Consider the following 18,200-nt stretch of genomic DNA (forward strand, 5'->3'; position numbering starts at 1 on the left):
CGCATCCGCGACAAGGTCGCGGCATCCCGCAAGCGCGGCATGTGGATGGGCGGTCACGTCCCGCTGGGCTACGACGTACGCGACCGCAAGCTCGTGGTCAACGAGGCCGAGGCCGCGACGGTCCGGATGATCTTCGAGCGCTTCGTCGCCATCGGCTCCGCCACGACGCTGGCGAAAGCGCTCGCGGCCGAGGGCGTTCTGAACAAGCGCGGCAAGCCGATCGACAAGGGCTTCCTCTACAAACTAATCAACAACCGGGTCTACCTCGGGGAAGCCGTGCACAAGGGCACGGCCTATCCCGGCGAGCACGAAGCCATCATCGATCAGGCCCTCTGGGACAAGGTTCACAGCATCCTGCAGGAGAGCCCGCGCCTGCGGGCGAAGAACACCCGCCGCCAGACGCCAGCCCTGCTGAAGGGGATCATCTTCACCGAGACGGGCACGGCGATGACGCCGACGGCGACGAAGAAGGGCACGCGCCTCTACCGCTACTATGCGTCGATGGACCTGATCCGAAACCGCCCGACCGGCGACGCCTCGGGCCCGCTGCGCTTGCCCGCAGGCATGGTCGAGGACGCCGTGGTCGGCGAAATCCGCCGCATGATCCGCGCGCCCGAGATCGCGGCGCGGACAATAAAGGCCCTTCGCGAAGAGAGCTCGGCCGTCGATGAGAAGGCGGTTGTCCAGGCCTTCGGCGAGTTCGACCAGCTCTGGGCGGCGCTCTATCCGGCGGAGCAGACCCGCATCGTCCAGCTTCTGGTCGAGCGGGTGACCGTCGGCGAAGACGGCATCGCCGTCGATTTGCGCCATGAGGGGCTGGGCTCGGTCCTGCGGGACATGATGGCCACCCGCCAGACGGAGGCCCACGCATGACCGACTCGACGAACACCATCCGCGTCGTCATCCCCCTGACGATCCGCAAACGCAATGGGCGGCCGAAGATCCTCCCGCCCGACGAGGTGACAGTCCGGGACGGCCGGTCGCAAGACCCTCATGTGCTGCGCGCCATCGCCCGCGCTTGGAACTGGCGGCGGCAGCTGGAATCCGGTGCCGCTTCCACCATTCAGGATATCGCTGCGGCCGAGAAGGTCTCCGACCGGTTCGTAAGTCGAATGATGCGGCTCGCCTATCTGTCGCCGGAGGTGCTCGAACACCTCGTCATCAGGCGCGTGCCACCGGCGCTGTCGTTGAACGATCTTGTCGCTGTCGCCGACCAGCCTTGGGCGGAGCAGATGGATATGGTTTTCGAAGCGGCTTAGCGATCTCGCCATCACAATAACCTCGTGAACATGAAAACCGAGAAGCGATTGCGCCCGAGCCGTTAATCGTCTATCGACGATTAACGAACGGATGGATGGCTCATGCAGGATACCGACATCGAAATCGCTGAACTGGCCAAGGCGCTCGCGCATCCGGCAAGACTGCGCATCCTGCGGCTGCTGCTCGTCACGCCCGGCTGCATCGGCGGCGACATCGTGGGCGCTGTCGGCCTAGCGCAGTCCACGGTATCCGAGCACCTGCGCATCCTGAAGGCTGCCGGGGTCATCACGGGCGAGATATCCGGTCCGCGCATCTGCTACGCGCTGAACCCCGCCGCGCTGGAACCGCTGGCCGACTTTATCGGCACGCTGACCGCCCCATCCGCTGCGGTCTGCTGCGTGCCTGACGAGAAGGAGATTTCATGAGCCTGTTCGAACGTTGGCTGACCCTCTGGGTCGCGCTGTGCATCCTGGCCGGGCTCGTCCTTGGCAACCTCGCGCCGGGGCTCTTCGGCGCGCTGGCCGCGCTGGAGGTCGCCTCGGTCAACCTCGTCGTCGCCGTCCTGATCTGGGCAATGGTCTATCCGATGATGATCGCAGTGGATCTGCGCTCGCTGAAGGCGGTGGGACAGCGCCCGAAGGGCCTCGTGATCACGCTTGCCGTGAACTGGCTAATCAAGCCCTTCAGCATGGCGGCGCTGGCAGTGCTGTTCTTCAACCACGTCTTCGCCGGACTGATCGACCCGGAGCGCGCGCCGGAATACATCGCCGGGCTGATCCTGCTAGGGGCGGCGCCCTGCACGGCGATGGTCTTTGTCTGGTCACAGCTGACGAAGGGCGATCCCAACTACACGCTGGTGCAGGTCTCCGTGAACGACCTGATCATGGTCGTGGCATTCGCCCCCATCGTGGCCTTCCTTCTGGGCGTGACCGACATCAGAGTCCCGTGGGAGACGCTGATCCTGTCGGTCGTCCTCTACATCGTCATTCCCCTGATTGCGGGTCTCCTGACGCGCCGGGCGCTGATCGCGAAAGGCGACGAGGCCGCGGTGACCGCGTTCACGGCGCGGATCAAGCCGGCCTCGGTGGTCGGGCTGCTGGTGACCGTGGTGCTGCTCTTCGGTTTCCAGGGGCCGGTGATCCTCGCGCAACCGCTGCTGATCGCGCTGATCGCAGTCCCGATCGTCATCCAGTCCTACGGCATCTTCGCCCTTGGATATGGATGGGCCTGGCTGTGGGCCGTGCCCCATCGGGTCGCCGCGCCCTGCGCGCTGATCGGCACGTCGAACTTCTTCGAGCTCGCGGTCGCCGTAGCGATCGGACTTTTCGGACTGAACTCCGGTGCGGCGCTGGCCACCGTGGTGGGGGTGCTGGTCGAGGTACCGGTGATGCTGAGCCTCGTCGCCATTGCGAACCGGACACGCGAGAGGTTCCCTGCATGAGTACCTTCCCGGTCGTCATCCACCACAATCCCGACTGTGGCACGTCCCGCAACGTGCTCGGCATCATCCAGGCGGCTGGATACGAGCCGACCGTAATCGACTATCTGAAGGAGGGCTGGACGCGCCCGCAGCTTCTGGCGCTGTTCTCCGCCGCCGGGATCACGGTGCGCCAGGCACTCCGGGTCAAGCGTTCCCCGGCCGAGGAGTTGGGGCTCACCGCGCCGGACGTCTCCGACGAGGCATTGCTGGACGCCATGACGCGCCACCCGATCCTCGTGAACCGCCCGATCGTTTGTACGCCGAAGGGCGTCAGGCTCTGCCGCCCGTCCGAGACTGTCCTCGATCTGCTCGAGACGCTCCCTCCGGGTCCGCTCGCCAAGGAGGACGGTCAATTGATCATCGACGCCGAGGGAAACCGGATTGCCTGACACACTGACCGATCTGACCACACCGCAGCTCGACGAGACGAGTTTCGCCGCAATCGACCACGACCGGCTGATGTCGCCTGCCATCAGCACGCATCCGCCCCGTATCCTGATCCTCTACGGCTCGCTCCGGGCGCGATCGTTCAGCCGACTGTCGGCCGAGGAGGCCGGTCGCATTCTCACAGCGCTCGGGGCGGAGGTCCGGTTCTTCAACCCCTCAGGCCTGCCGCTGGTCGACGACGGGGTCGATGCCAGCCACCCGAAGGTGCGGGAGCTGCGCGATCTGGTGGCCTGGTGCGAAGGCATGGTCTGGTCGAGCCCCGAGCGGCACGGCGCGATGACCGGCCTTATGAAGACGCAGATCGACTGGATCCCCCTGTCCGAGGGCGCCGTGCGACCGACGCAGGGCAAGACGCTGGCGGTGATGCAGGTGTCGGGGGGCTCGCAGAGCTTTAATGCGGTGAATCAGATGCGGGTTCTTGGGCGCTGGATGCGGATGCTGACCATCCCCAACCAGTCCTCCATCCCCAAGGCGTTTCAGGAATTCGATGATGCGGGACGAATGCGCCCGTCGCCACTCTACGACCGGATCGTGGATGTCATGGAGGAGCTGGTGAAGTTCACACTGCTCACGCGCGATCGGAAGGCGTATCTCGTCGACCGCTACTCCGAGCGTAAGGAAACGGCGGCCGCGCTCATTAAGCGGGTGAACCTCTCAGCCGCAACCTGAGCGTACGGCGATGCTCCCCTTGCTGTACGGGCGTCTAAAGACGTCGTCGGCCAGCATCGCGAAGTAATCCGCGACGATCAGACTGTTCTCCTCATCGGTCCAAGGCTCGCTCGACATTAGGCTGGACTACTGACGGAGCGGCCATTTGTCATCGAAAGTCAAAGAACCATCGGGTCCTTGATCCCCAGCATAACGACGGGCTGCGCACGGCTTCCCCGGAATGTGCCTACTGCGTGTTTCCCCGGCGGCCACGCCAACCGGAACAACGCCCGCTGAATGCATTGTCGCGCGAACTGTAAAACCCGTTGGAAACGCTGGCTTTCGCGAAGTCGAACCGGGCTGGACGAGGTTCGCTCGGTTAGAGACGGAGGGCCGTGCAGAGACGGATATAGGACCCGGCGCCAGTCTCCGAGGTTCGGCTGCATCGGCTAAACGCCTTTGAAACAAAAAGAAAAAGGCCCCCAGCGGGAGCCTCATCTCATGTTCGCGACAAGATAATGGCGGAGGGAAAGGGCTCTTCGACAAACTCGCTCGAAGTATGCCCCACATCGCGCCAGCACGTCCTCGTATTCGTGAGTGAAACTTCGCCACCGCAGAACTTCTCTATTCAAGACGAGGCAAAGCAACGCCCCATTTTCGCTGCTCACGCCAGTATTACCTTGATAGTGTTTTCTGCCCACGCCTTCGTCATGTCGCAGTCAAAGTTGCCAGAACGAAGGGGCACGAAGATGGACGCGACAAAAATGGATGTATTGTGCATCAACCAAATGGAGCTGGCCGTACGCTGGCGCATCAGCCCTCGCACTCTTGAGCGTTGGCGTTGGACGGGCGAAGGCCCGCGCTTCGTCAAACTCGGCGGGCGGGTGGTCTATCGATTGTCGGACATCGAGGAATACGAGCAGGCGATGGTACGCTCCAGCACCTCAAGCTCCGGCCACGCTCACCAAGCTCCTTCCTGATGCAGTCCCCAGGACGCGGCCGGCTGCAGCTCGGCCGCGTCCCAGGCTCCGGACTGAGCCGCTAATGCCCCCCTTCGGCCGATGTCTCACGAAGGCTGGAGCGGCCTTACCCCTTACTCTAGCCCCCGCGTAGGCGCTCGCCGGCAAGTTTGCCGGCGAAGAATCATGCCGATTGACAGCAATATCTTGTTCTGTCAGTTTAAGCCGGCAAACTTGCCGGCGAAAAAATGACTGACCCAACTGAGCAGAGATTTTCATTCTTCCCATCCAGCGGGTCAGCAGCGATCGCGGCCGAGGTCGGGTTTCGTTTTGGCGCTAGGGGGACGCACTCAAGCCGAACCATGATGTTCGAGGAGATAGAGCAAGTTCTCGCGGCGGCTCCTGTCGAGGCAAAGCGGTCAGATTATTCGAGCGCCATCATCGAAGGGAACTGCTTAGCCAAGCCCACCGCTGCAACTCGCCGCCTATCAAACCAAAGGCTGGCTGAATTGTACGGGCTCGACCCATCGATTCCGGCGTTTCGAGTGCTCCGAAGACTTTGGGATATAGACCAACACGCGCGCCGACTCCTCAGCGTATTGATTTCTATCGCTAGAGATCCCCTTTTGGCGGCAACCGCACCTTCAATCATCTTCCTCCCGGTTGATGCCGAGTTCCGTCGCGACCCGATGAAAGCAGCCTTGCAGGCAGTGGTCGGCGGGCGACTGAACGAAGGCACTCTCGGCAAGGTATGCCGGAACGCCGCGAGCACGTGGACGCAAGCTGGTCATCTAGAAGGTCGTACCTTCAAGAGGCGGCGCTTAGTGGACGCAACGCCTGCCTCGGTTGCCTATGCGATTTACTTCTCTCACGCGGCTGGCTTCAGAGGTGCAGAGATCTTCTCCAGTGCCTGGCTTCGCGTCCTCGACACTGATCCGCCACAAGCCCGTCAGCTGGCGCTAGAAGCCAAGCGGATAGGCTTGATTGATCTGCGCATGGCTGGCGACGTTGTCGAATTGAGTTTGGCCCGGCTCGATCCACATTCTGCAAGGATTTAACCATGGCGAGAATTGAAGACCTTGCCGAACACTATGGTCGTCATATCGGCACGCCATGGCAACGTACCGTTGCGGGCGCCCAGCGGGTCGTGATGGTGGTCTATGATAAGGAGCTTGAACGGACGCTCCGCGCCCGGAAACTTGCCTTCGAAACAGCGACACGCGAGGCCGGGCACGATTGGCGGGAAATCGATCTCGCAGGCGCTTTTGCCGAGTGGCTGGCAGCAGACGATTATCGAGACGAATACTTTGCCTCGCCTGAGGATCTTCAGCTCAAATTGGAAGCCGAGTTCCCGGCGGATGTGGCCGAACGACTCCGCAAGGCCCTGTGTCACCCCGAAGTGACAGACAACACGGTCGTTGCAGTTTTCGGGACCGGCTCGTTGTTTGGCCTCGCTCGCATTTCCCAAGTGCTCAGAATGATCGAAGCCGATATCAGGGGACGTCTACTGGTGTTTTTTCCTGGGCAATTCGAACGCAACAACTATCGCCTGCTCGATGCTCGGGATGGCTGGAACTACCTCGCCGTGCCAATCACGGCGCATAGCGAAGGAGGGATCGCATGAAGATCAAGGACACTCTGCAACGCGATCCAGCGGTTCACCCTCTTGTCAACCAGGGGCAGGCACGCATCTCCGACGACCGCAATGAGCGAACCCTGGCGGAATTGCGCGGTGAATTGGAGACCTTTGTCTGCGAAGGACAGTATGTCGACGGGATCCAGAAGATTGTCCGCTCCTTTCTGGATAATCTTGGGAAAACGAGCCAGCGCGGTGCGTGGGTCAGTGGCTTTTTCGGAAGTGGTAAATCGCATCTTCTGAAGATGCTTTGCCACCTCTGGCAGGATACACGCTTTCCCGATGGATCTACGGCGCGAAGCTTGGTCCCTTCTATCCCAGAAGACCTGAGGGCCCTCCTGCGCGAACTGGATACAGCTGGCAAGCGGGCGGGCGGTCTGATAGCCGCCGCTGGCGCGCTCCCTAGCGGCACGACCGATAATGTCCGTCTGACCATCCTTGCGATCTTGCTTCGCGCCGTTGGGCTGCCCGAGCAGTATCCCCAAGCGCGCTTCTGCCTATGGCTCCGGTCGCAGGGCCTATTTGACAAGGTGAAGGCGGAGATCGAAGCAGGCGGCAAGTTTTTCGAGCGGGAGCTTAACAACCTCTATGTCAGTGGACCGATCGCACGGGCAGTCATGGCTTGCGACGGCCAGTTCGCCTCAAGCGAGGCCGAAGCGAAGCAGTTGCTGAAGGCGCAGTTTCCGCCGCAGAACTCGGACATCACGACCGATGAATTCCTCCGCGTGACAAAAGAGATTCTTCAACTTGCCGGTCGTGACGGTCGGTTGCCCTGCACGTTGCTGGTGCTCGACGAGGTACAGCAATACATCGGCGAATCGAACGACCGGTCAGTTCTTGTCACCGAGGTTGCCGAAGCCGTTTCAAAGCAGCTCGACAGCCACGTGATCATCGTCGGTGCCGGGCAAAGTGCTCTCACTGATGTTCCCTTGCTTCAGAAGCTTATGGACCGCTTCACAATCCGCGTTCCCCTATCGGATGCGGAAGTCGAAACGGTCACACGAAAGGTCCTGCTTCAGAAGAAGCCATCCGCTGTCGCGGATGTCCGATCACTGCTCGATAAGCATGCCGGAGAGGTATCGCGTCAGTTGCAGGGCACGCGTATCGGCGAGATTGCCGAAGATCGCGCCGTCATCGTTGACGACTACCCCCTCCTGCCAGTTCGCCGTCGCTTCTGGGAAAACTGTTTCCGGCAAATCGACGCCGCGGGCACCAGCAGCCAGCTGCGGTCGCAGCTGCGGATTATCCACGACGCCGTGGCCAAAGTGTCCGAAAGGCCTCTTGGATCCATTGTTTCAGCAGACGAGCTGTTTGAGGCCCTGGCGCCGGAGATGGTCAATACCGGTGTTCTCCTACGCGAGATCAACGAGCGCATCATTCACGTTGGCCGCACCGAGGGAGCACTCGCGCAGCGGATCTGCGGATTGGTATTCTTGATAGGCAAGCTGAAGCGAGAGGGCGGAGCCGACATAGGTGTCCGAGCCACAAAGGAGCATTTGGCGGACCTGCTGATCGACGACCTCTCGGCCGACAACGGCAAGCTTAGGTCTGAGGTTGAGGTGACGCTCAAAAAGCTCTCCGATCAGGGCGTTCTCATGCTGGTTGGCGATGAGTACCGCCTCCAGACCCGGGAAGGCAGCGAATGGGACCGGGAGTTTCGAAACCGCCAGACCAAGCTGAACAATGACGACGCGGCGATCCAGTTCAAGCGGGATCAACAGCTATACGGCGAGATCGACAAAGCGGTACGCGCGATCAAGGTGATCCAGGGCGCCGCGAAAGAGCCGCGCCAATTCCTGATCCATCGTGAGCAGACCGCCCCCGCGGTCGATGGAAGCAGCGTGCCGATCTGGATTCGCGACGGCTGGTCGTGCTCGGAGAAAGACGTTGTCGACGCCGCTCGCGCCGCCGGAACGGATAGCCCAGTCCTTTTTGTATTCATTCCCCGACAGTCCGCTGAGGACCTACGGCGGCTCATTGTTGAAGCAGGCGCAACTCAGCAGACTTTGGACGCCAAAGGCAATCCCACGACCGCAGAGGGGCAGGAAGCACGTCAGAGCATGGAAAGTCGCCGCGCCCGCGCGGTCGGAGATCGGGATCGTTTAATTCGCGAAGTCGTAGCCAACACTAAGGTTTTCCAGGGTGGTGGAAGCGAAGTGCTCCTCACCACGCTCGAGGATCGGATCAAGACCGCCACAGAGTCCTCTTTAGTCCGGATGTTCCCGCGCTTCAAGGATGCCGACTCGGCCGCATGGGAGGCTGTGATCAAGCGGGCTCGCGAAGGCGCGGATCACCCTTTCCAGCCAACGGGGCACTCGGACGCCACGGAGAAGCACGCTGTCTGCCAGCAGGTGATCTCCACCATCGGAGCCGGCAAGACCGGCTCCGATATTCGCAAGGCACTTGGCGGGATACCTTTCGGATGGCCACGTGACGCAGTCGATGCCGCGTTGATCGCGCTTCATCGCCTTCAGCACATAACTGCTACGCTGAACGGGCAGGCTGTTCCACTCGGCCAGCTCGACCAAAACAAGATTGCCAAGGCAGAGTTCCGCGTCGAACACGCGACGCTCTCGGTTGGCGACCGGCTCATTCTCCGAAAGCTGTTCCAAGCCTTGGGCGTTTCCTGCAAGAGCGGCGAAGAGGCTGTTCGCGCCGGCGAATTTCTTTCAAGTCTGAGCGCATTGGCGAAAGCAGCCGGCGGTGAAGCACCTCTGCCGTCCGCACCGGCCACCACAGAGATCGAGGATATCCAGCGGCTCGTCGGGAATGAACAGCTGGTCGCCATCACGGACAAGGCGACCGAATGGGAACAGCGGATCAAGGAGTGGTCCGGAACGCGTGACCTGATCGCAAAGCGCTTGCCCGCTTGGGATATTGTGGGCCGCCTTGCGAAGCACGCCGGCGGCTTGCCCGAGGCCAAAAAGCATCTGGATGAAATCGAGGCCATCCGCTCCCAGCGTCTCCTGCTTGAAGCAGCTGATCCCGCGAACACCGTCCGGCAGGCGCTTTCCGGCCTGCTTCGCGATGCGGTCCAGAAAGGCCACGCTTCTCATGAGAAGGCCTTTGCCGACGCGCTTGCTTCGTTGGCCTCTAACAGCGTGTGGGCGAAGCTGAAGCCCGAAGATCAGGACACCATCAAGTCGGCGGTCGGGCTCACCGCACCTTCGAAGCCGGACGTTTCGAGCGACGAGGCTCTGGCGGGCACACTGGACCGCAAGCCGCTGGCCAGCATCCAGGCCGAAATCGACGCGATCGCCGGCCGGGTCAACCAAGCGATCGAAAGGGCCGCACGACTGCTCGAACCCAAGGTCCAGACCGTGACGCTAGAGCGTTCGACCCTGCGCGACACGGCCGAGGTGGAAGCCTGGGTCGAGCGGCAGAAGGCAACTCTCCTCGCGAAGATTACTGACGGCCCTGTGCTGGTGAACTGAGGATTTCGTGTAATGGCGTCATTGGACAGAACTCTCCGGAAGGATCTCGAGAAGACGGTCAAGCAGGCGCGCCGGGTCGCCGAGGCCGGCGCGCGCAAGGCTATGGCGCAGCTAGGTGTGGGCGATGCAGAAAGCCCCAAGCATCTGTCGACCGACGAGCGCGCGCTCCGCAATCGCCTCCGAGCGCACGGCCGGCAGCTGGGCGACAAGCGCGACGCCAAGACCGGCATGCAGGAGACAGCGCGCCTGGTTCAGGAATGCGCCTACGAGCACTGGCACCGGATGCTCTTCGCCCGCTTCCTGGCCGAGACGGACCTGCTGATCGAGCCAGACTCCGGGGTCGCCATCACCCTCGACGAGGTGCAGGAGCTGGCGCGCGAGAAGGCGACCGACTGGCTGCCGCTCGCGAGCGACTACGCGGAACGCATGCTGCCGCAGATCTTCCGCAAGGACGACCCGGTGCTGCAGATCTCTCTCCCCCCGGAAACCCGGTCGGAGATGGAGGACCGGCTGAAGGGGCTGCCCAAGGCGGTGTTCGAGGCCGACGACAGCCTCGGCTGGGTCTACCAGTTCTGGCAGGCCGACAAAAAGGAGGCGGTCAACAAGTCCGAGGTAAAGATTGGCGCCGACGAACTTCCCGCCGTCACCCAGCTCTTCACCGAGGACTACATGGTCCTCTTCCTGCTCCACAACACGCTCGGCGCCTGGTGGGCAGGCAAGGTGCTCGCAGGCAATCCCGCACTCGCGGCATCGGCCTCGAGCGAGGACGAACTGCGCGCGGCCTGCAAGGTCGGTGATATCGAGTGGGGCTACCTGCGTTTCGTGCGGGAGACCGGCGAGGATGGCGCCGAGGGGCCCTGGCGGCCGGCGGCGGGCACGTTCGACGGGTGGCCGAAGGCGGCGAAGGATCTGACCGTGCTCGACCCCTGCATGGGATCGGGGCATTTCCTCGTCTTTGCCCTTCCGATCCTCGTGGCCTTCCGCATGGCGGAAGAGGGGCTGGCCGAGCGCGCCGCCATCGATGCCGTGCTGCGCGACAACCTGTTCGGACTGGAGATCGACCCGCGCTGCACCCAGATCGCGGCCTTCAACCTGGCCTTTGCGGCGTGGCGGCGGACGGGGTTCCATCCGCTTCCGCAGCTAAACCTCGCCTGCTCCGGTCTCGCCATCGGCGTCACCAAGGCCGAGTGGCTGAAGCTCGCCGAGAAGGCGGTCGCGGCCGCTGATCCGGGGGCGAAGCGTGATCTGTTGGGGGTGGAAGACAACCTGCTGACGCACGGTCTGGAAGAGCGCGTCAAGAACGGGCTTGAGGCGCTCTATGATCTTTTCGCCAAAGCGCCCTGGCTTGGAAGTCTTATTGATCCGCGCCGTGCCGGTGGCGACATATTCAAAGAAGGCTTTGACCGACTTGAGCCCCTAATTGGATCAATATTGCAGGCAGCAAACACTGATGAAGCACGCGAGATGGCCGTGTCTGCCCAAGGTATGGCTAGAGCTGCACAGCTCCTCTCAGGCAAGTACTGCCTCGTCGTAACCAATGTGCCGTATTTGGGACGCGGTCAGCAAGATCAAGAGCTGAAGGCGTTTTCACTCGCAAACCACAAGGACGCCAAGAACGATCTGGCTACCGTTTTCAATGAACGGTGCTGGAGATTTTTAGGCGCTTCAGGCTCGCTTGCTGCGGTCTTTCCGCAGAATTGGATGTTCTTGACGTCTTATAGAAAGTTTCGCGAGAAATCTCTCAAAGGATGGGCGTGGAACTCACTCGCCCAATTGGGCAGCGGAGCGTTTGATGCGATTTCTGGGGAGGTAGTTAAAGCTATCCTATTGATCCAATCCGCAAGTCGCCCACACGGGTCTACGAAATTCGGAGGAATCGACCTCAGCGGGCAAGCGTCGGCCATGGCTAAGGCGGAGGCACTTAGGTTCGCGGATTTTTCTGTCGTGAACCAGCTCGCTCAGCTGCGCAATCCTGAGAGCAAAGTTGTACTCGCCGAAATCGACTTAAACTTCGGGAAAATTCAGGATGTCGCCGATGTCTTCGAGGGCCTTCATACGGGTGATTACCCAAGGTTTGGGAGATCATTCTGGGAGATTCCTCGCATAGACGGCGGCTGGGAGCTGCAGGAGGACGCGTCTCGCGAGGATGACCCTTACGGTGGAAAGAAGAACGTAATTCTATGGGAGAAGGGAAATGGGCAACTAATCGACTTCGTTCGAGAGCGGCTCGACAGTGAAATCGTTACTAGCTGGATCAAGGGCGAGGCAGCATGGGGAAAGCGAGGTGTTTCCATCAGCTGCATGGGCGATTTGCGCGCCTCGCTTTATATGGGGGGCATATTCACGCACGGCGCATTCGTACTAATTCCCAAGAACCCCAGAGATTTAGCAGCACTTTGGGAATACGCAAAGTCCGAAGAGTTCCTAAGGAACGTCCGGGCCCTTGATCAGAAGGTTGCGATTGCGCGAAAAAGCATCGCTTTTGCCGCCTTCGATATCGCAAAGTGGCGAAAGGTTGTGGATCCGAATACCGAAGCAGGAAACCAAAAGCCGAAAACGGGAGATCCAAGCTTGTGGATCTTCAGTGGTCGGCCCGACGAGTCCTACAATCCGCTACACACTGCAATTGCAAAACTACTTGGCTATGTTTGGCCTAGAGAATCCGGCGCAACAATAGCAGACCTTGTCGTTGAAGGGTCTGAGGCACTCGCTGAAGGGGTCGACGAGGATGGAATTGTTTGTTTAACGGCCGTGAGGGGAGAAGCGCCGGCAGGTGAGCGGTTGACCGGTCTTCTTTCTAAAGCATTCGGTGCAGACTGGTCAGCAGCCAAGCTCTCACGGATGCTTGGCGACGTTGGCTTTCAAGGCAAAACCCTCGACGACTGGCTGCGAGACGGCTTCTTCGAGCAGCACTGCACCCTGTTCCAGCAGCGGCCCTTCATCTGGCATATCTGGGACGGCCGACGCGACGGCTTTCATGCGCTGGTCAACTACCACCGCCTGACCGCACCGAACGGGGAAGGCCGGCGGACGCTCGAGAAGCTGATCTACTCCTATCTCGGCGACTGGATCGACCGGCAGCGCGCCGATCAGAAGGCCGGCGAGGAAGGCGCCGACGCCCGCCTGGCCCATGCCGAGCATCTTCGGGATGAGCTGATTAAGATCCTCGAGGGCGAGCCACCCTACGACATCTTCGTGCGCTGGAAGCCGCTGCACGAGCAGCCGATCGGCTGGGATCCGGACATCAACGACGGCGTGCGGATGAACATCCGTCCGTTCATGACGGCAGGCCCCCTTGGCGCCAAGGCCAAGGGCGCCTGCATCCTGCGCTCCACCCCGAAGATCAAGTGGGACAAGGACCGCGGCAAGGAACCGACCCGCGACAAGGACGACTACCCCTGGTTCTGGGGCTGGGACGAGACCAGCGCCGACTTCGCCGGCCGCGACAAGTTCGACGGCAACCGTTGGAACGACCTGCACTACACCCGTGCAGTGAAGCAGGCCGCCCGCGACCGTCGCCGCGCGAAGTCCGGAGGCGCGTCGTGACCTCCTCCCCGCCCACCACGTTGGTCGACGCCATCGAAGGCTCCCTGAAGCAGGCCCTGCGTTCGGCAGACGGCGTTGCGCCGCCGGTGGCGCTGCTGTGGACCGATGCCGACGGCCAATGGGCACCGCTCATGCCCACGCTCCAGAAGGCGTTGCCGCAGCTCTACGTACTCGGGACCTACGCGCCGGACGACCGCCACGGCCCGGTGATCTGGCTGCGGTGCATCGTCGACCGGACCCTGCCAGACGTGTCTCCGCCCGAGGGCGTTGTTCCGATCTTCTACCTGCCGAGAGTCGGCCGGCAGGACCTGCGGGCGGCAGGCGACTGTCCGCCGGAGCTGCAACCGCTGATCGAACTCCAGTACCGCGGCGCCGTCTGGCATCAGCGGAATGGCCGCGACTGGACCGTGGACGCTTTCCTGATGTCCGACGATGGCCTCGCGCTGGATGTGGCGCGCGACGCCCGCACGCGCGAGGCGATGCTGCGCTCCCTGCCACTGCTGGCAACGGAACCGCTGGCGGGCCTCCGCGGCCGTCGTCTCGAGGCAGATGATTTCGATCGCCTAGCCATTGGCGATCCCGTTCGTGATCTGCTGACCTGGCTCAGCGACGCCGACGCGTTCCAGTCCCGCTCGGACGCCGGCCGCTGGGCCACCTTCCGCGACGTGTGCGCCCGGCAGTTCGGCTTCGATCCCGATGCCGACGGAACGCAAGCCGCAGCCGATGCGCTGCTGCATGGCGGCGGGAAGTGGGATGAGGTCTGGAAGCGCTTCTGCGACGCGCCCAAGCTTTACCCCGGCGTCTCCAGCGCTCTGCGCCAGGCCCGCCCCCGCGATCTCCTCGGCTTGGCTGACCACTCCCGCCGGCCGGGCCTCAACGAGGAAATGGAGGACAAGCTCTGCAAGGCGCTGGAAGCGGTCCTGTCGATGCCGCATGCGCAAGCTTGCGAAAAGGTCGTCGCTCTCGACAAAGAACATAAGGAGCGGAGGGGCTGGGTCTGGGCGCAGCTTGGCGAGAGCCCGTACGCCGTAGCGCTCGAACCGCTCGGACGGCTTGCGGCAGCGGCGAAGACGACCCTTGGCGGCGTGACGGTCGAAGCCATGGCGGCAGACTACGCCACGAGCGGATGGCGCTGCGACCAGGCAGCCATGGAGGCTTTGGCCGCCACGAAATCGGGGGCCACGAACGGATTGATCACCAAGGTGGCGCGCGCACTCTATGAGCCTTGGCTCGACCGTTCCGCTCGCCGCTTTCAGGAACTGATGTCTGCGCCCGGCATAGACCCGGCAAAGCTGACCTCCCCGGTGACGGCCGAGCGAGATACATGCGTGCTCTTTGCAGATGGTCTCCGCTTCGACGTCGGAGCAATCCTTCATGAGCGCCTCGAGGCGCAGGGTTTTCGCGTGCGCATGTCGCACCGCATCGCTCCGATACCTACCGTGACGGCCACCGCGAAACCTGTCGCGTCACCAGCGCATGCAGTGTGCACAGGCAAAACCGACGCCGAGGACTTCGCGCCGGCGATCGCATCAAGCGGGCAGGTCGCGAATGCCTCGCGGCTACGCGATGCGATGGCACGAGCAGACGTCGAAGTCTTGAGCACAGATCAGTCGGCCATGGCAACCGGCGGCGAAGGCGGTGGTTGGACAGAGGCAGGCAAGCTGGATGCGCTTGGCCATTCGCTCGACGCGCTCCTGGTGCGTCAGATCGACCCAGAGGTCGATGTCCTCGTAGAACGCATAGCCGCTCTCCTCAGCGCCGGCTGGAGCAGAGTCCGGGTGGTAACTGATCACGGCTGGCTCTTGCTTCCGGGCGGCCTACCCAAAGTGGAATTGTCACCCCATCTCGTGGCGACCAAATGGGCCCGCTGCGCTGCTGTCAAGGGTGGCTCGACGCCCGCGATTCCAACCTATCCTTGGTACTGGAACCCAATCCTTCGCATAGCCTCGCCGCCCGGGATCGGGGCGTTTGTGGCGAACACCGAGTACGCTCATGGTGGTGTGAGCCTTCAAGAGTGCGTGATCCCTGACCTGATCGTTGAGCGTGGTGAAGAGACCGTATCAGCGTCAATCACCGAGGTGTCTTGGCGCGGAATGCGGTGTCGAGTGGCTGTCAGCACCAACGCTAACGGATTGATGGTCGACCTCCGGCTCAACTGGAAGCAAGCGGCGTCAAGCATTGTCGCTTCTATAAAAGAACTCGCAACAAACGGCGAAGCGAGCCTAGCTGTCGCGGATGACAAACATGAGGGCGCAGCGGCGTCGGTCGTGGTATTCGACTCGACAGGTCGGGTGCTCGACTACATGCCGACGACGGTCGGAGAAGACACATGAGCATGCAATTTGACCAACTAGATGAATTGGCCGCGTCGGTTTTCGACGGATACCTAGTCCGAAAGGATCTTGTCCGGAAATACTCGCGACAGTATCCGGTCCCGACGTACGTCGTCGAATTCCTTTTAGGGCGCTACTGCGCCAGTGTAAACGAGAGCGAGATCGCCGAAGGCCTTCAGATTGTAGAAAAGCAGCTGAAGGACCGAACTGTTCGCACCGGCGAGGAAGAGCTGTTCAAGGCGCGCGCGAAGGAAACAGGTTCAGTCAGGATTATTGATATCGTTCGCGCGCGGCTCGATGCGAAGAACGACTGCTATGTCGCGGAGTTGCCCAGCCTGGCTCTGAGGGATGTTCGCATCGACGATCAGCTTGTGCGCGAAAATGAGCGAATGCTGACCGACGGCTTTTATGCCGAGGTTACGCTGACCTACGACGGCATCATCGCTCAAGAAAAGGGCGGAAGACCGTTCAAGGTAGATTCTCTTCGCCCGATCCAGATGTCGAAGTCTGATGTACTCGACATATACGCAAAAGCACGTGGCAGCTTCAGCACTACCGAATGGATTGACTTTCTGCTGCGCTCTATCGGGCTTGAAGCAAGCACTTTCAGTGAACGGGCCAAACGAGTTGTCTTGCTGCGAATGATCCCGTTCGTCGAGCGAAACTATAATCTCGTGGAGCTCGGTCCGCGCGGAACCGGGAAGAGCCATCTTTTCCAACAGATCTCACCATACGCACATTTGATTTCGGGCGGTAAGGCTACTGTCGCCAAGATGTTCGTGAATAATGCGAACGGACAAAGAGGTCTGGTCTGCCAGTACGATGTCGTCTGCTTCGATGAGGTGTCCGGCATTTCCTTCGACCAGAAGGACGGCGTCAACATCATGAAAGGCTATATGGCTTCCGGACAGTTCAGCCGCGGCAAAGAGAATATCCGCGCCGAGGGAAGCATCGTGATGGTGGGCAACCTGGACGTCGATCTGGAGCAGCAGCAACGAATCGGCCACCTGCTCAGCCCGCTTCCTCCGGAGATGCGCGACGATACTGCTTTCATGGACCGAATCCACGCTTATGCCCCGGGCTGGGACTATCCCAAGCTCAGCCCAAACGAGCATCTGACGGATCACTTCGGACTCGTGAGCGATTTCCTCAGCGAATGCTGGAGCCGTCTGAGAAACGGTAATCGTGTTGCCGCGATGCAGGGGCGCGTCCATCTCGGTGGCGCGCTTAGCGGCCGTGACATCGAGGCCGTCAACAAGACCGTCAGTGGCTTGATAAAGCTGCTTTTTCCAGATCCGGATATGCCAGTATCAGACGAGGATCTCGAATGGATTGTCCGCCTTGCATTGGAATCCCGTCGGCGTGTGAAAGAGCAGCAACGACGCGTTTTCAAAAGTGAGTTTCGCAACACCCACTTCAGCTACATTCTGGGAGCTGACGGGGTCGAACAATTCGTCTCGACACCAGAGCTTCACAGCGACGAGGCGATCGAGAGTGACCCATTACCTCCCGGTCAAGTGTGGGGCGTCAGCCTTGGCACGGGCGAAACGGGCCCGGGATTGTATAGAATTGAGGTGACCTGCGGCCCTGGCGGAGGAGTTAAGATTTTAAACCAGCCGACCCCACCGGCCTTTCGGGAGAGCGTCCGCGTTGGCGAGCAGAACCTATACACTCGAGCGAAGGAATTAGTCGGAGACCGAAATCCGCGCGAAGAGGAGTTCTCAATTCAGATGCGGCCGATGGATGCGGATAAGTCCGGTGCGGGCTTGGGCGTGCCCATTCTTGTTGCGCTCTGTGGTGGTTTACTCGGGAGAAACACGCGCGGAGGTACAATCGTAGTCGGAGCACTTAATCTCGGCGGATCGATCGAGATGATACCCAACGCGGTCAGCATCGCGGAACTCGCTATCGATAAGCAAGCTGAGACGTTGCTCATGCCGGTTTCTGCTAGGCGCCAGCTCAATGATTTGCCGGATGAGCTTTGGACTAAAATCAGCATTGAATTCTACAAAGATGGCCCCGATGCCGTTTTTAAGGCTCTTGATGAATAGTCAAAGGCGCGTCCATCAATCAGCGGGTGAGTGCCGAGGATTTACACGTCCGCACGCCCGAGCCGGATCCCGCATGACGCTATAGTCGGCGAGCATTTCGGCGATAGCCGACCCCTCTGGCAACAGATCGAGCTCGTCGGCTGCGCGTGCCTGGAACTCGCGGCTATACTCGACAACCGGTGGACAGACGGTGGCCATGCGAGGTTCAGAAGTGGCCGTTGCGCAGGCGGTCAGCGAGATCGTCGCGATCGCGAGGACGCCGAGCTGCCGCATCGAGCATCTGGCGTTGGACGTCATTGACCTTCTCCGAGGTTTCGAGGCGTTCGGCGAGCCGTCCCGCACGCTCGCCGGAGCGCCGGAGTGAGAGCAGGAACAGTAACACCGCGAGTGCGATGGCGCCGTAGCG

At 61.4% G+C, this 18,200-nt stretch carries 14 protein-coding genes; 13 read left to right on the top strand and 1 reads right to left on the bottom strand.

The window, feature by feature from the left end; genetic code table 11:
- From ACIIOY_RS25960 to brxL, 13 genes are all read left to right on the top strand, one after another.
- On the top strand, positions 1 to 873 hold an 873-nt coding region (locus ACIIOY_RS25960), incomplete at its 5' end, for a recombinase family protein (protein ID WP_411037568.1).
- Positions 870 to 1,259, top strand: coding sequence for a hypothetical protein (locus ACIIOY_RS25965; protein WP_411037569.1), 390 nt, complete (start codon positions 870 to 872; stop codon positions 1,257 to 1,259). The genes ACIIOY_RS25960 and ACIIOY_RS25965, both read left to right, overlap by 4 nt.
- A gap of 102 nt (positions 1,260 to 1,361) precedes the next feature.
- Positions 1,362 to 1,685 carry an ArsR/SmtB family transcription factor gene (locus ACIIOY_RS25970; protein WP_345099418.1) on the top strand — a complete coding sequence of 108 codons (324 nt, stop codon included), beginning with the start codon at positions 1,362 to 1,364 and terminating at the stop codon, positions 1,683 to 1,685.
- Positions 1,682 to 2,701: an ACR3 family arsenite efflux transporter gene (gene arsB, locus ACIIOY_RS25975; RefSeq protein WP_411037570.1), complete on the top strand. Its 1,020-nt coding sequence runs from the start codon at positions 1,682 to 1,684 to the stop codon at positions 2,699 to 2,701. Before ACIIOY_RS25970 ends, arsB begins: the two co-directional genes overlap by 4 nt.
- On the top strand, positions 2,698 to 3,129 hold the full coding sequence (arsC, locus tag ACIIOY_RS25980; protein ID WP_345099420.1) for an arsenate reductase (glutaredoxin): 432 nt from the start codon (positions 2,698 to 2,700) through the stop codon (positions 3,127 to 3,129). The genes arsB and arsC overlap by 4 nt, the downstream gene beginning before the upstream one ends.
- Complete coding sequence (gene arsH / locus ACIIOY_RS25985; RefSeq protein WP_425549987.1) at positions 3,122 to 3,856, top strand: arsenical resistance protein ArsH; 735 nt, start codon at positions 3,122 to 3,124, stop codon at positions 3,854 to 3,856. The genes arsC and arsH overlap by 8 nt, the downstream gene beginning before the upstream one ends.
- 497 nt (positions 3,857 to 4,353) lie before the next feature.
- Positions 4,354 to 4,815 (top strand): helix-turn-helix transcriptional regulator, encoded by a 462-nt coding sequence (locus ACIIOY_RS25990; protein WP_411037571.1) that lies wholly within the window; start codon positions 4,354 to 4,356, stop codon positions 4,813 to 4,815.
- A 341-nt stretch (positions 4,816 to 5,156) separates the two neighbouring features.
- Positions 5,157 to 5,852: a hypothetical protein gene (locus ACIIOY_RS25995; RefSeq protein ID WP_411037572.1), complete on the top strand. Its 696-nt coding sequence runs from the start codon at positions 5,157 to 5,159 to the stop codon at positions 5,850 to 5,852.
- A gap of 2 nt (positions 5,853 to 5,854) precedes the next feature.
- Positions 5,855 to 6,418: a BREX protein BrxB domain-containing protein gene (locus ACIIOY_RS26000; protein ID WP_411037573.1), complete on the top strand. Its 564-nt coding sequence runs from the start codon at positions 5,855 to 5,857 to the stop codon at positions 6,416 to 6,418.
- Positions 6,415 to 9,864, top strand: coding sequence for a BREX system P-loop protein BrxC (gene brxC / locus ACIIOY_RS26005; RefSeq protein ID WP_411037574.1), 3,450 nt, complete (start codon positions 6,415 to 6,417; stop codon positions 9,862 to 9,864). Before ACIIOY_RS26000 ends, brxC begins: the two co-directional genes overlap by 4 nt.
- Before the next feature lie 12 nt (positions 9,865 to 9,876).
- Positions 9,877 to 13,410, top strand: coding sequence for an Eco57I restriction-modification methylase domain-containing protein (locus ACIIOY_RS26010; protein WP_411037575.1), 3,534 nt, complete (start codon positions 9,877 to 9,879; stop codon positions 13,408 to 13,410).
- Positions 13,407 to 15,743 (top strand): BREX-1 system phosphatase PglZ type B, encoded by a 2,337-nt coding sequence (gene pglZ / locus ACIIOY_RS26015; RefSeq protein ID WP_411037576.1) that lies wholly within the window; start codon positions 13,407 to 13,409, stop codon positions 15,741 to 15,743. The genes ACIIOY_RS26010 and pglZ overlap by 4 nt, the downstream gene beginning before the upstream one ends.
- Positions 15,740 to 17,794 (top strand): BREX system Lon protease-like protein BrxL, encoded by a 2,055-nt coding sequence (gene brxL, locus ACIIOY_RS26020; RefSeq protein WP_411037577.1) that lies wholly within the window; start codon positions 15,740 to 15,742, stop codon positions 17,792 to 17,794. The genes pglZ and brxL overlap by 4 nt, the downstream gene beginning before the upstream one ends.
- Before the next feature lie 205 nt (positions 17,795 to 17,999).
- On the opposite strand, the gene ACIIOY_RS26025 is transcribed toward brxL, so the two are convergent.
- Positions 18,000 to 18,200 (bottom strand): hypothetical protein (locus ACIIOY_RS26025; RefSeq protein WP_411037578.1); only part of this gene is annotated, 201 nt, incomplete at its 5' end.

Source organism: Shinella agrisoli, assembly GCF_046557955.1.
Lineage (GTDB): Bacteria > Pseudomonadota > Alphaproteobacteria > Rhizobiales > Rhizobiaceae > Shinella.